Raw genomic sequence first — 13,090 nt, forward strand, 5'->3', positions numbered from 1 at the left:
GCTATGCGCCTGACGGGCGGGACGAATGGATAGACGGATAACGAAGAAGGGCGACGACGCCGCGTCGGGCAAGGAACGGCCGACGCTGAAGACGCTTGCCTTCATGACCGGGCTCGGCGTCACGACGGTCTCGCGCGCGCTGAAGGATGCACCCGAGATCGGCGCCGAGACCAGGCGTCGCGTCCAACTCGTCGCCAAGCAGATCGGCTACCGCCCGAACCGCGCCGGCGTCAGGCTGAGAACAGGCAAGACCAACGTCATCTCGCTTGTGCTGAACACCGAGCACGAGCTGATGAGCTTCGTCTCCGACATCATCTACGGCGTCACCGAGGTGATCGCCGACACGCCCTACCACCTGATCGTCACGCCCTATTCGCGCTCGCAGGATCCGCTGGATCCGGTGCGCTATCTGGTCGAGACGGGCTCTGCCGACGGCGTCATCATCTCGCGCACCCAGCCCAACGATCCGCGGGCGCGCTACATGCTGGAGCGCGGCATTCCCTTCGCCACGCATGGCCGAACCGATATGGGGCTGGTGCATCCCTATCACGACTTCGACAATTACGCTTTTGCCGGCGAAGCCGTGCGCTATCTCGCCGGCCGGGGCCGCAACCGGCTTGCCCTTGTGACGCCGCCGGTCGGCCTCACCTATTACGGCCATACGGTGAACGGCTTTGCCGATGCGCTGAGCGAGGTGGGCGTTAGCGAGGTGCCGTTCAACACCGTCTCCATCGACCAGTCGATCGAACAGATCAGGATGCGAACTGCGCAGTTGATGCGGCGCAAGGACCGGCCGGACGGCTTCGTCAGCAGCGCCGCCGCAGCGACGCTCGCCATCGTGGCCGGCATCGAGGACGCCGGGCTGAAACTCGGCCGCGACGTCGACGTGGTGTCGAAACAGTCGTCGGAGCTGCTGCATCTGTTCCGGCACGAACTGCTGGTCGTCAACGAAAACTTCCGGCTGGCCGGCTCCGAGCTCGCCCGCGCGGTGCTCGGCTGGATCGGCGGCGCCGACCCCGGCTCGTTGCAGTCACTCAGTACCCCGAGCGAGGTTCTGCCCTATCGGGGTTAATGCCCCGCGCCGCTGCCCCACGGGCCATGAAACGCCCCCTGCTCGCCGATACGCTCGAAGCCGTGCGCGCCGAAGAAATCGCGCTGCGCCTGGATCAGGTTCGACGTGCCGCGCCCCTGCCGGTAGCTGTCGAAATAGGCAAGCGCCGACGACAGCGCCGGCACCGGCGACCCGGCCTCGGAGGCACGCGCCACGATGCGCCTGAGCGACGGATGCGCCTCCTTCATCAAGGCGATGAAGGCCGGCGCCATCAGCAGGTTGGTGGAAGCGCTGCCTGAACCGAACGCCTCGGCCATCGTATCCAGCATCTGCGAGCGGATGATGCAGCCGGCGCGCCAGATCTTGGCGATGGTCGGCATCGGCAGGTTCCAGTTGAATTCCTTCGAGGCGCCGCTCATCACGGCGAAGCCTTGCGCGTAAGCCGCGATCTTGCCGGCGAACAATGCCAGTTCGAGATCCTTGAGCAGCGCCGCCCTGTCGCCGGCAATCTTCTCGACACCGATATTGCCGTAGGCCTTCTCGGCTGCCTGCCGCTCGTCCTTGATCGACGACAGAACGCGCGCCGCGACCGCCGCCTCGATCGCCGTCGCCGGAATGCCGAGTTGCTGCGCTTCGATGACCGACCATTTGCCGGTGCCCTTCTGTCCGGCGCGATCGAGGATGATATCGACCACCGGCTTGCCGGTCTTGGGGTCGTCGGCGGCCAGCACCTTGGCGGTGATCTCGATCAGGTAGGAGTTGAGCCGACCCTTGTTCCAGCCGTCGAAGACCTTGCCGATCTCCTTTGGTGCCATGCCCAGGCCGTCGCGCAGGATGCCGTAGATCTCGGCGATCATCTGCATGTCGGCATACTCGATGCCGTTGTGGATGGTTTTCACGAAATGGCCGGCGCCGTCGGTGCCGAGCCAGGCGGCGCAAGGCTCATCCTTGAACTTGGCCGAGATCGCGGTCAGCACCTTCTCGACGCGTTTCCAGGACTCCTCGGTGCCGCCGACCATGATCGACGGTCCATGCCGCGCGCCCTCCTCGCCGCCCGAAACGCCCATGCCGATGAAGGTCAGGCCCGAGCCGGACAATTCCGAGAAGCGGCGCATCGTGTCGCGGAAATTGGCGTTGCCGGCATCGATCACGATGTCGTTGGCCGACAGCACGCCGCGCAGCGCCGCGATCTGCTCGTCGACCGGCTTGCCGGCCAGCACCATGATGATGATCGGCCGCGGCGGCCGGATCGCCGCGGCGAGTTCCTCCAGGCTGTAGCAGGGAACGACCATATCCTTCAGCGAACCGGCGCTCTCGATAAAGGCGTCGGTGCGCGACGGCGTGCGGTTGAAGACGGCGATGCGGTGCCCGTGCTCGGCGATGTTGAGCGCCAGGTTGGAGCCCATCGTGCCAAGGCCGATCAGGCCGATTTCGGCTTTTTCCATCGTTTCTTCCCTGCGTTCGGATGCTTGTTGAAGGCTGCGTCCTGGAGAACGCCTTTCCCAGATGAATGACGGGCCTTGGCGGCGGCGTCAACCGTCTCGCCGAATTGTGTCGGCGGGTTGGTTATTGCGCCCTGATCTCTATGGGAGCCTCGATCTTCACCACCTCGAAGTCCGAGACCAGGATGTCGAGCCGCGCATTCCAGCGGCCGGGCAGCGGGATGACGAGGTTGTCGACGCGCCATGTTCCGTCGCCCGGCTTGGTCGCCGGCCGCTTGATCGGCTCGATACCGGAATCCGGCTTCGACAGCACCAGCGTCACCGCCTTGGCGTCCAGCGGTCCGAGATCGCCGGTCATGATCATCATCGAAGCGGCGACCTCGCCGGCATGCCCCGGCGTGATGCTGAGATCGGCCATCGCCTTCAGCGTGTGGATGTGGATCGACACCGGCTGCGCCGCCGCGATTGCCAGCGCGCGCGGCGGCGGGGTGAAGCGCCAGCCGGCGGCGACGCCGAAGATGGCAAGCACGATGACCACCTCGATGCGGATGGAGCGCGCCAGCCGCCGCTGCACCTCGGTGTCGCCGGCCTCGGCGGGCGCCGTCAGCGTCCAGCGATTGACCGCTGCAAGCGTGAACAGGAAGAGCAGCAGAGCTAGCTTCAAGAGCAGCAGCCGGCCATAGGACGTGTCGATCAATGCTGCCGGCTGCTGCACCTGGATGATCGCCAGCACGATGCCGCTTGCGGCAAGCAGGATGACGACCGGCAGGATCGCGCGGGAGAAGCGGCGCAGAAAGACTTTCGCTTCCGCCGGCTGCCGCCGCAATGCCAGGCCGAGCGGCGTCAGCGAACCGGCCCAGAACGCGATTGCCGCGCCGTGCAGGAACACCAGTGGCCGCGTCAGCCATTGCGGTTCGGCCGCGCTTGCGTGGCCGCTCGCGGCAAGGGCGCCGCCGACGCAGAGCAGCGCCGCGCCTGCCGACAGCTTGCGAAGAGCCGAAGGTCCGGAAAGCGAAAGCAGCGCGAGACCAAGCGCGATCAAGCCGATCAGCACCGTCCAGACGAAGCTCGTCCCCAGCGCGGTCTTCCAGACGGCTGGTGTCGCAAACCGGGCGAGCGGGGCGCCAAGCCCATCCAATCCCTGCAGGCCGAGCGACAACGGCGCGCCGACCAGGCCGAAAAGCAGTGCCAAGGCGACAAAGCGTTGGCCGCGGCGCCGGTCCTCGGCCAGCCAGGCGAGCGCGAACGCGCCGCCGACGCCGAGGAAGAGGCCGGCATAGACTAACAGCCTGGCCGCCCAGATCGCCGCGCGCAGCGTCCAGTCGACGGCTTCGCCCGCCACCGGCGCGGCGCTTGGCGCGCCTATGGAAAACAGCGCCGAGCCACCGACAGGATGACCGTCGACCGACACCACCCGCCAACTCAGCACATGCGTGCCGGGTTTGAGCGTTTCGGGATTGTCGATCTCGACCGTCTGGTCGTTGAGACGGAAGGATGTCAGCGCAAGCTGCGAGCCGTCCGGCCGCACAAGCGTCAGAACCAGTGGCGAGACGGGCTCGCTGAAGCTCAGCGAAAATTGCGCGGGGCTTTGCGTCAGCACGGCGCCGTCGGACGGATCGGTCGCGACCAACGCCGCATGCGCGAAGGCACGACTGGGCAGCGCCAACACCGATATAGCCACGAGCGAAACGAACAGCCAGGCAAGCAGGCCGATATGTCGGCCCGCGGTCCGGTTCGTCGACGAAGGCTGTGCTGCGTTCATGCGATCATGACAGGAAATGGCGGCGCGCCCGATGGAGCGCGCCGACAGAGATCATTTCTTCGGCAGCAGTTTGATGCCGGGCGCCGGAGTTTCCAAGGCGTCCTCATCCTGGCCCGCCGCGGGGATCTCGATCCAGCGGTCGGTGGCGTCGCCGCATTCCTGCAGCACCGGGAAATAGAGCATCTGGCCGGCCGGCAGATCGGCCGCCAGCGAGGCGCGGAAAACGAACTCGTCATAGAACTCGTCTGGCAAATTGCCGCCGCTCCAGTCCACTTCCTTGACGCCGGTGGTCAGCGTCTCGCCATAGAGCTGGTAGGATTTCTCGTACTTGCCCTTCTTGGTCTGCAGCGTCCAGCCGGGCTTGGGCATCGGCTTCACCGCAATGACGCCTTCGGGGATCTGCACGCGCACGGCGGTCGTCGCCTTGCCCTCGCAGCCATGCGGCACCCGAAAGACCGCCTTGTAGGTGGAGCCGACAGCCGCTTCCTGCGTTTCGAGCGTGATGTGGGCGAGCGCGGCATTGGTCCCGAGCGCGAACAGCGCGCCGGCAAAAAGATATGTCTTCATGAATTGTCCCTCTGATTTCGAATTGGCGGATTAATCGGCGTGATCCATGTCCATATCGCCACTGCCCGTCTCGCCCATGCCTTCGACGGCAAACTCGACTTTCACGCTGCCGGCCTTCTCAAAGGTCAGCGTCGCCGGGAATTTCTCGCCCTGCTTCGGCTGCCGCTTCAGCCCGGTGAACATCAGGTGGTAGGCGCCCGGCTTCAACGCGACCTTGCCGCCGGCCGGGATCTCCAGCCCGCCCTCGACCGGCCGCATGGTCATGACGCCGTCCTTGACGCCCATCTCATGCAGTTCGGCCTTGTCGGAGATGTCGGAGGAAATCGACAGCAGCCGGTCCGGCGCGCTGCCCTTGTTGATCACGGTGAAGTAGCCGCCGGCCACCTTGGCGCCGGGCGGCGTCGCCCGCGACCAGGGGTGCTCGATCTCGAGATCGCCGACCTTGAATTCATGCGCGATGGCGGCGGGAATGCAGGCCAAGAGAACAAGAAGGCTGAGCACGGCAAGGCCAACGCGCTGCTGGAGGTGGAACGGCGGCGCGCCGCGAAGGGCATAGGTCCGAGCCCTGGGAAGAAGATTGGACATGGTTGCTCCATGAATGTGAGGATCGCGCCGCTTTGCGGCCGCGAACAGTCTGATCATTGGATGAATAGGCCCGCGAAAAGTTTCCGCGGATCAGACCATTGCCGGCGGCGCGCGTGGATTGGCCGGCGAGCGATCGCGGGCAAAGTCGAGATGCTGGAAGGCCGGAACCGCAAAAGCGACCGTCTCGAACGCCGTCGCTCTGTGAAGCGCGCCTGCTCCCGGCGGCGGCAGATGCACCGGCGAAACCATGCTGCAGCCGAGCGAGCAGCAGGCCGGCATATTCTGCTGGTGCGGATCGCCGCCGGGGAGCTTTACCGCGCCTTCATGCGTGCAGATGACGTTGCCGAAGACGTCGAGCTGCGAAGGCGCGCCGAACGCGAAAGCGCCGAGAGAGGACTGAAGCAACAGGAGCAGCGCCGCGACGAACGCGGCCGGCATGCTCCATCGTCTCAGCCGGATATCCAACGGAAAGCCTCTCCCGGAAACTTGATCGACACTAGAGCAATTCCAGGAAAAGTGTGAAACGGTTTTCCGTCCGGGATTGCGACCAATAAGGAAATAACACGGAGGATGCGGCTGGAAAATCGGCAAAACCGCGCTGCGGCAACGCGGCGCGACGCGCTTGTTTTTATGCATTGTCGTTGTCCCAAACCGCTGCGCGCTTCTGGGCGACATGCATTAGGGTCTGTTGAGATTCCAGGTCAGGCCGGCATCACCTGAATATCGACAGACCCTAGGCGGGCTGCGCCTGGCGTCCTTCGGGAATCGAGCTCAGCAGCGTCTGGCGCGCCGACTTCAGGTGCTTGCGGCAGGCGGCATCCACCTTGCCGGGATCGCGCGATTTCAGCGCCGCGATATAGGCAAGATGCTCCTGGACCGCGACCTCGTTGCGCTGGCGCTCCTCGGCCTTGTTCCACTGATAGTGGTAGTGGAAGATCATCGCGATGACATCGTAGAAGTCGACGATGAAGCGGTTGTGCGACGCGCGGTGGATCAGCCGGTGGAAGCGCTCGTCGAGCTCGGAGAATTCGTTGAAGCGCGTGGCGATCTCGCTGGCGAGCTGGCGATGCTCGACCTCCAGCCGATCGAGATCGGCCCAGACCGCGCTATCCTCTGGCAGCGCGGCGAAAGCCGCCGCCGAACGCAGCTCGAACATCTCGCGGATCTCGGTCAGCTCCAGCGCAAAGGCGCGCGTGAAACCCTTGAGCACCCAATGGCTGTTGCGCCGCTTCTCGATCAGCCCGAAGCGCGAGAAGCGGATCAGGAATTCGCGCACGCTGGTGGTGCCGACGCCGATCTCGCGCGCCAGCTCCAATTCGTTGATCTGCATGCCGGCTTCCGCGCCTTCCGCAAGCAGACGCCGCATGAAGGAGCGCTCGATGATCTCGGCGAGCGAATCGGTCTCTTCCTCGGGGAAGAAATCCTCCGGCCGCGGCGCCCTGAGCACCGTCTTGTTGCGTTTGTTCCAGGCGATCAGCCCAGTTTCTTCCATGCGCGCAAGAATGCTGCGCACCGTGGTGCGGCTGACGCCGAGCAGCGTGCCGAGCTCAGGCTCCGACGGCAGGCTCTTGGTCTCGTCGAGTAGCCTGAGGCAGCGGTTGAAGGCGTCCTTGTAGACATTGTTGCTCTTCGACATGCCCCGTATCCCCCAACGCTTGCCGCGGCCTGCCGGAAGCGCGATATGATCGGTGTTCCTAGAGCAGTTCAGCGTTCCCGGAATCGCCGAACTGCTCTAAATCCTTGTTTCTGCGCAATTCCGGACGGAAAACCGCTACGCACTTTTCCTGGAACTGCTCTAGAGCATGATGCCGAAAAGTGTGAAGCGGTTTTCGGGCGACATCATGCTCTATCTCTTTGATTTAGAGCCGGATTCAGATTTCAGATCAAACGGACCTGAAACCATCCGGCTCTAGCGCAAGCCTCCGAAAAGCGGAACGTTTTTCGCCGGCTTGCCAAACGGGTGGCGCGGGCGTCCAAAAGACGCGCGCCACCCAGGGTGAGAAAACAATTGACGCAGAATTGTTTTTTCCCGATAAAAGACATTACCTTTAAACGGGCGCAAGTCAATCCGCCCGCATTCCCAGGATCACCCAGGACAGCCGCACGTGACCATTGCAAACACCATCCTTCTCTCGCCCTCCGATAATGTCGCCGTCGCCAACGGACGCATCGAAATCGGAACGCCATTGCCGGGCGGCGCCGCCGCGACCGCCGTGATCGAGCCCGGCCACAAGGTGGCGATCAAGCCGATCGCCGCGGGCGAAGCGGTGGTGAAATACGCGCAGGCGATCGGCCGCGCCACGCAAGCCATCGCGGCTGGCGAGCATGTCCACTCGCACAATCTGGTCTTCGAGAGCGGCCGCTTGCCGGTGGTGCCGCCGAGCGAGGCCGAGCACGCCACCGAGGCCGACCGTAAGCGCACCTTCATGGGCTACCGCCGCGCCGACGGGCGAGCCGGCACGCGCAACTTCATCGGCATCATCGCCAGCGTCAATTGCTCGTCGACCGTCTGCCACGCCATCGCCGACGAGGCCAATCGCACGCTTCTGCCGAAATATCCCGGCATCGACGGCTTCGTGCCGATCGTCCACGGCCAGGGCTGCGGCATGAGCGCTACCGGCGACGGCATGATGGTCCTGCACCGCACTTTGGCCGGCTATGCGCGCCACCCGAATTTCGGCGGCATCCTGATGGTGGGGCTGGGCTGCGAGGTCAACCAGCTCACGCTTTACGGCCAGAAGGGCGTGGCCGCCGGAAAGCGCCATTTCAACATCCAGGAAGCCGGCGGTTCCCGTAAATCGGTCGAAAGGGCGATGGGCGTGCTGGCCGAGATCGCCGATGAGATCGGCCACTTGCAGCGCGAGCCGATCCCGGTCTCGGAGATCGTCGTCGGCCTGCAATGCGGCGGCTCGGACGGCATGTCCGGCATCACGGCAAATCCAGCGCTGGGCGCCGCCGTCGATATCCTGGCCGGTTGCGGCGGCATCGGCATCCTGTCGGAGACGACCGAAATCTACGGCGCCGAGCATCTGCTTGCCTATCGCGCCGCCTCGCCCGAGATCGCCGCCAAGCTCGACGGCTATGTGAAATGGTGGGAGGACCATACCGCCAAGCACGGCGCCTCGATCGACAACAACCCCTCCCCCGGCAACAAGCGCGGCGGCTTGACCACGATCCTCGAGAAATCTCTGGGCGCCGTCGCCAAGGGCGGCCAGACACCGCTCAACGGCGTCTTCGGCTATGCCGAGAAGGTTTCGGGCAGCGGCCTGGTGTTCATGGACACGCCCGGCTACGACCCTGTCTCGGCCACCGGCCAGGTCGCGGGCGGCGCCAATGTCATCGTCTTCACCACCGGCCGCGGCTCCTGCTTCGGCTGCCGGCCGACGCCGTCGATCAAGGTCGCCACCAATTCGACCATGTATCACCAGATGGAAGAGGACATGGACGTCAATTGCGGCGTCATCGCCTCGGGCGAGAAGACAATCGCCGGCATGGGCCGCGAGATCTTCGAGATGATCATCGAGACGGCGTCCGGCCGCAAGACCAAGAGCGAGGCGTTCGGCTACGGCGACAACAAGTTCGTGCCCTGGCATCTCGGCGCGACGCTTTAGTCGCAGGCCATTGTCGTGGAGGAAGCGCCGCCAGCAAGGAAGTCGGCCTTCACAATCGCGCGACCTCACGATGGAATGAATATTCCACGTTGACAGTACCGTGAAATTATCGTTCCATATCGACAAGGAGGAACGGAAGCGCCCATGTGCTGCCAGGAGGGGCCGGACAAAGCTCATCCGGCATCACACAAACGGCACCAGACACCGCTTGCATCGACCATGGCGATGCATTATCAAAAACAGGCATCTGTTTTTTATTGATAAAGTTCTGTTCGGGCCGCGCCTATCCAGACGGAGCTTCCGCAACCTTCACCAGGCGACTTTAGGGAGGAACCTAATGAAATTCGTAACCAACCTTCTCAACCGCCGTGCTTTCGTGGCCTTGGCCGCCGCGTCGATGCTTGCCGGCGCGATGCATTCCGCGCCCGCTTCGGCTGCCGACGCGACCATTCCGATCATCGTCAAGGATACCACCTCCTTCTACTGGCAGATCGTGCTGGCCGGCGCGCGCAAGGCCGGCAAGGACCTCGGCATCAACGTGCCCGAGCTCGGCGCCCAGGCTGAAACCGACGTCAACGGCCAGGTCTCGATCCTCGAGAACGCCGTCGCCAGCAATCCGGCGGCAATCGTGATCGCCCCGACCGAATTCAAGGCGCTTGGCAAGCCGATCGATGAAGCGGCCTCCAAGGTCAAGGTCATCGGCATCGACTCGGGCGCCGACTCCAAGGCCTTCACCTCCTTCCTGACCACCGACAACGTCCAGGGCGGCCGCGTCGCCGCGGACGGCCTCGCCGCCGCCATCGCCGCCGCCAATGGCGGCAAGATCGAAGGCGACGTCGCGCTGATCACCAACGCCCCCGGCGCCGGCTCGCTCGAACAGCGCAAACAGGGCTTCACCGAACAGCTGAAGGCAAAATATCCGGGCCTGAAGCTGGTCGCCGACAAATACGCCGACGGCCAGGCCACCACCGGCCTCAACATCGCCACCGACCTGATAACCGCCAATCCGAACCTCAAGGGCATCTTCGCGTCCAACCTGATAATGGCGCAGGGCGTCGGTCAGGCTGTCGCCGAGAACAACCTTGGCGGCAAGCTGGCGTTGGTCGGCTTCGACAGCGACGAGAAGCTGATCAAGTTCCTCAATGACGGCGTCATTTCCGCGCTGGTCGTCCAGGATCCGTACCGGATGGGCTATGACGGCATCAAGACCGCTTTGGCCGCTTCCAAGGGCGACAAGGTCGAGGCCAATGTCGACACCGGCGCCAATCTGGTGACCAAGGCCAACATGAAGGATCCCAAGATCGACGCGCTGCTCAACCCGAAGCTCAACTGAGCAACGTTGCTTGCAGTCGTTTCCGGGGCCTCGGCGCCCCGGAAACAGCCGTCACAGCGGCTTGGCAATTCGCCGGCTTGCTTTAGGCTCAGTCCTCAAGATGCGCGCCAGACGCATCGCTGTGTATCCAACGGTTAGGATCAATCTGGGAGGATTGTCATGACGTCGACGGCGCAGGACCTGCACCCCGCCCCCACGCTGGCGCCGGGCCGGACGATCCTCGAGCTCCACGGCTTGGAGAAGCGCTATCCCGGCACGCATGCGCTGAAGCCCGTGCATCTCGCGTTCAAGGCGGGCGAGATCCACGCCATCGTCGGTGAGAACGGCGCCGGCAAGTCGACCCTCATAAAGCTTCTCACCGGCGTCATGCCGCGCACCGCGGGCGATGTCATCTGGGAAGGCAAACCGGCAGCCCTGGCGACCCCTCATGAGGCGATGGCGCTCGGCATCAACGCCGTTCACCAGGAGGTCGTGCTTTGCCGTCACCTGACGGTCGCCGCCAACATGTTCCTTGGCGAAGAGGATTCGCGCTTCGGCATCCTCCAGCAGCGCGCCATGGTCAGGGAAGCGCAGAAGATCATCGACGATCTCGGCTTCGACCTGCCGGCGCATGTCGTGCTCGGCGACCTCACCATTGGTCAGCAGCAATTGATCGCCGCCGCCCGCGCCACCGTGCGCGGCACCAAATTCCTGATCTTCGACGAACCCACCGCCTACCTCACCCGCAAGGAAGCCGACCAGTTGTTCACGCTGATCCGACGGCTGAAGGGCGAAGGCGTCACCATCATCTACATCAGCCATCGCATGGAGGAAGTGTTCGAGCTCGCCGACCGCGTCTCGGTGCTGCGCGACGGCACGCTGGTCGGCACCCGCAACATCGCCGAGACCAACGACGCCGAACTGGTCAAGATGATGATCAATCGCTCGATTGAGCAGGTTTATCACAAGGAGCATTTCACGCCGGGCGCGACCATCGTCGAAGCACGGAACCTGTCCGGCAAGGGCTTCGAGAATATCTCGATGACCGTACGCGCCGGCGAGATCGTCGGCCTCTACGGCCTGATCGGCGCCGGCCGCAGCGAGTTCGTCACCACGCTGTACGGCCGCCACAGGAAGTCGGCCGGCCAGATCCTGTGGGAGGGCAAGGAGGTCCAGGTCAATTCCGAGCACGACGCGATCCGGCTCGGCATGGCGCTGGCGCCGGAAAGCCGCCGCGATCAGGGCCTCTGCCTCAATTTGCCGGTCGGCATGAACCTCAACCTGCCGATCTACAAACGCATCTCCAGCAACCTTTTGATTTCCGGCGCCAAGGAGAAGGCCGAGGCCGATCGCCAGATCGCCGGTCTCAGGATCAAGACGCCGACGCGCGGCGCGCTAGCCTCCAGCCTGTCGGGCGGCAATCAGCAGAAGATCGTCATCGGCAAATGGCTGGCGCACGGCGCCAAGCTGTTCATCTTCGACGAGCCGACCGTCGGTGTCGATGTCGGCACCAAGGCCGAGATCTACCGCCTGTTCGGCGAGCTGCTGTCCAAGGGCGCGGGCATCATCCTGATCTCGTCCTACCTGCCTGAGGTCTACGAGCTGGCCGACACGCTGCATGTGTTCCGGCGCGGCAAGCTGGTCGCCACGCATGGTTTCCGCACCGCCGATCACGAGGACATTCTCACCCAGGCGCTCGCCGAGAAACAAGAGAAATTGGGAGGACAAAAATGAGCACCGAGGCGATCTCCGCCGAAAAGCCGAAGCGCAACTACAATGTCCTGTTCGGCCTGACGCTGCTGGCGCTGCTGGTGCTGCTCTGGATCGTCCTGTCAGTGGCGACGCCGAGCTTCGCTTCGGGCAACAACATCGCCAATCTGCTGCGCCAGGGTTCCATGATCGCCATCATGGCGGTCGGCCAGACCTTCGTCATCATCACCGGCGGCATCGACCTTTCCGTTGGCGCCGTGGTCGGCTTCGGCACAGTGGTCGTCGCCATGCTGATCAACGCCGGCGTCCCGATCTGGCTGGCCATTCTGGCCACCTTGCTGGTCGGTGTCGCCATCGGCATGTTTCATGGCTTCGGCATCGTGAGGATGGGCCTGCCGCCCTTCATCATCACGCTGGCGACGCTGACCTCGCTGCGCGGCATCGGCCTGCTGATGACCAACGGCAATTCGATCAACATCAACAGCGACAGCTTCACCGCCTTCTCCAGAAATTCCTTTATCGGCATTCCCAACCTGTTCTGGATGGTGATCCTTGTCGGCGTGCCCGCCTACATCTTCCTGCACCACAGCCGCTGGGGCCGCTACCTCTTCTCCGTCGGCTCCAATGCCGAGGCCTCGCGCCTGTCCGGCGTCAACGTCCAGCGCACCATCTACATGGCCTACACGCTGTCCGGCCTGTGCGCGGCCTTCGTCGGCGTGCTGCTTGCCGCCCGCATCGGCATCGGCAATCCGACCCAGGCCGAAGGCTGGGAACTGCAGGCGATCGCCTCTTCCGTCATCGGCGGCACCTCGCTATTCGGGGCCGTCGGCTCGGTGCACGGACCGCTGCTTGGCGCCTTCATCCTCGCCACCATCAACAACGGCGCCAATCTGCTCAACGTCAACTCGTTCTGGCAGCGCATCATCACCGGCGTGCTGATCATCGTCATCGTCTACTTCGACGGCCTGCGCCGTCGCGGCAAATGAATCCTCCCTGACTTCCGCCGACCTCGTTCGTACGAGGCCGGCGTTCTTTTTTGAATATTGGATT

The 13,090-nt window shown here is 64.1% G+C and carries 11 protein-coding genes; 5 read left to right on the plus strand and 6 right to left on the minus strand.

Features of this window, described 5'->3' with window-relative positions:
- The first annotated feature begins 25 nt into the window (after positions 1–25).
- Positions 26–1,072 (plus strand): LacI family transcriptional regulator, encoded by a 1,047-nt coding sequence (locus FJ414_RS12040; RefSeq protein ID WP_140644605.1) that lies wholly within the window; start codon positions 26–28, stop codon positions 1,070–1,072.
- Here FJ414_RS12040 and gndA read toward each other — a convergent pair.
- The 6 genes from gndA to FJ414_RS12070 form a co-directional block, all read right to left on the minus strand.
- Positions 1,069–2,559: an NADP-dependent phosphogluconate dehydrogenase gene (gndA, locus tag FJ414_RS12045; protein ID WP_281405797.1), complete on the minus strand. Its 1,491-nt coding sequence runs from the start codon at positions 2,557–2,559 to the stop codon at positions 1,069–1,071. The two genes, FJ414_RS12040 and gndA, sit on opposite strands and share 4 nt — an antisense overlap.
- Before the next feature lie 58 nt (positions 2,560–2,617).
- Positions 2,618–4,255, minus strand: a complete 1,638-nt coding sequence (locus tag FJ414_RS12050; protein ID WP_140644607.1) for a copper resistance CopC/CopD family protein — start codon at positions 4,253–4,255, stop codon at positions 2,618–2,620.
- A 51-nt stretch (positions 4,256–4,306) separates the two neighbouring features.
- Complete coding sequence (locus tag FJ414_RS12055; protein WP_140644608.1) at positions 4,307–4,822, minus strand: YcnI family protein; 516 nt, start codon at positions 4,820–4,822, stop codon at positions 4,307–4,309.
- A 30-nt stretch (positions 4,823–4,852) separates the two neighbouring features.
- Positions 4,853–5,407, minus strand: coding sequence for a copper chaperone PCu(A)C (locus tag FJ414_RS12060; protein ID WP_140644609.1), 555 nt, complete (start codon positions 5,405–5,407; stop codon positions 4,853–4,855).
- Between the two features lie 90 nt (positions 5,408–5,497).
- Complete coding sequence (locus FJ414_RS12065; RefSeq protein WP_140644610.1) at positions 5,498–5,845, minus strand: hypothetical protein; 348 nt, start codon at positions 5,843–5,845, stop codon at positions 5,498–5,500.
- A gap of 295 nt (positions 5,846–6,140) precedes the next feature.
- Complete coding sequence (locus tag FJ414_RS12070) at positions 6,141–7,043, minus strand: GntR family transcriptional regulator (protein ID WP_140644611.1); 903 nt, start codon at positions 7,041–7,043, stop codon at positions 6,141–6,143.
- 469 nt (positions 7,044–7,512) lie between these two features.
- Here FJ414_RS12070 and FJ414_RS12075 point away from each other — a divergent pair, with 469 nt between their 5' ends.
- The 4 genes from FJ414_RS12075 to FJ414_RS12090 all read left to right on the plus strand — a co-directional run bounded on the left by FJ414_RS12075 (position 7,513) and on the right by FJ414_RS12090 (position 13,026).
- Positions 7,513–9,018, plus strand: coding sequence for an altronate dehydratase family protein (locus FJ414_RS12075; RefSeq protein WP_140644612.1), 1,506 nt, complete (start codon positions 7,513–7,515; stop codon positions 9,016–9,018).
- Between the two features lie 337 nt (positions 9,019–9,355).
- Complete coding sequence (locus FJ414_RS12080) at positions 9,356–10,351, plus strand: ABC transporter substrate-binding protein (protein ID WP_140644613.1); 996 nt, start codon at positions 9,356–9,358, stop codon at positions 10,349–10,351.
- Positions 10,352–10,510: 159 nt separating this feature from the next.
- Positions 10,511–12,064 carry a sugar ABC transporter ATP-binding protein gene (locus FJ414_RS12085; protein WP_140644614.1) on the plus strand — a complete coding sequence of 518 codons (1,554 nt, stop codon included), beginning with the start codon at positions 10,511–10,513 and terminating at the stop codon, positions 12,062–12,064.
- On the plus strand, positions 12,061–13,026 hold the full coding sequence (locus FJ414_RS12090) for an ABC transporter permease (RefSeq protein ID WP_140644615.1): 966 nt from the start codon (positions 12,061–12,063) through the stop codon (positions 13,024–13,026). The genes FJ414_RS12085 and FJ414_RS12090 overlap by 4 nt, the downstream gene beginning before the upstream one ends.
- Positions 13,027–13,090: the final 64 nt, after the last annotated feature.

This window comes from Mesorhizobium sp. B3-1-6, assembly GCF_006439555.1.
GTDB lineage: Bacteria > Pseudomonadota > Alphaproteobacteria > Rhizobiales > Rhizobiaceae > Mesorhizobium.

Coding starts and splice junctions, on each gene's coding strand:
- FJ414_RS12055 (WP_140644608.1), bottom strand. CDS start 4,822: ATGAAGACATATCTTTTTGCCGGCGCGCTGTTCGCGCTCGGGACCAAT.
- FJ414_RS12080 (WP_140644613.1), top strand. CDS start 9,356: ATGAAATTCGTAACCAACCTTCTCAACCGCCGTGCTTTCGTGGCCTTG.
- FJ414_RS12040 (WP_140644605.1), top strand. CDS start 26: ATGGATAGACGGATAACGAAGAAGGGCGACGACGCCGCGTCGGGCAAG.
- FJ414_RS12050 (WP_140644607.1), bottom strand. CDS start 4,255: ATGAACGCAGCACAGCCTTCGTCGACGAACCGGACCGCGGGCCGACAT.
- FJ414_RS12085 (WP_140644614.1), top strand. CDS start 10,511: ATGACGTCGACGGCGCAGGACCTGCACCCCGCCCCCACGCTGGCGCCG.
- FJ414_RS12090 (WP_140644615.1), top strand. CDS start 12,061: ATGAGCACCGAGGCGATCTCCGCCGAAAAGCCGAAGCGCAACTACAAT.
- FJ414_RS12065 (WP_140644610.1), bottom strand. CDS start 5,845: ATGCCGGCCGCGTTCGTCGCGGCGCTGCTCCTGTTGCTTCAGTCCTCT.
- FJ414_RS12070 (WP_140644611.1), bottom strand. CDS start 7,043: ATGTCGAAGAGCAACAATGTCTACAAGGACGCCTTCAACCGCTGCCTC.
- FJ414_RS12060 (WP_140644609.1), bottom strand. CDS start 5,407: ATGTCCAATCTTCTTCCCAGGGCTCGGACCTATGCCCTTCGCGGCGCG.